Annotated in this window: 1 pseudogene; it reads left to right on the forward strand. The window is 74.9% G+C overall.

From position 1 onward, the window contains the following. Positions 1-402: pseudogene (locus EOA36_RS36935) on the forward strand (hypothetical protein); the annotation flags it as partial.

Below are 402 nucleotides of genomic sequence, written 5' to 3' on the forward strand. Positions count from 1 at the left end.
GCCGTCGACAGCCATCGCCGACTGGTGCTGGTGCGACGCGACGACATCGAACATCTGCTCCTGATCGGCGGCCCGACCGACGTCGTTGTCGAACGCGACATCCGCCTCGCCGCGCCGCGCCGTCCGGCATTGACCGGGGATGGCGGCCCGCAGCCTGTCCCGGCGGCCGGGACCCCGGTCGCGAAGCCGCGGCCGCCGCAGCCCGCTCCCGCGCCTCCCAGACAACCACCCGCTCCGCAGCCGGTGGCAGGGCCCGCCCGCCAGCGCCCGGCGGCACCGCCACCGGCTCCCGCAGCGAAACCGGCGGCGCAAATCTATCAGTCGACCAATGTCACGCCGCTGCCCGCCTACGGCTCCGCCAATGCCAATGCCGTCAGGCACGCGCCACCGCCGCCGCAGGAC

The sequence above is a fragment of the Mesorhizobium sp. M8A.F.Ca.ET.021.01.1.1 genome (assembly GCF_003998025.1).
In the GTDB taxonomy this organism is placed as follows: domain Bacteria; phylum Pseudomonadota; class Alphaproteobacteria; order Rhizobiales; family Rhizobiaceae; genus Mesorhizobium.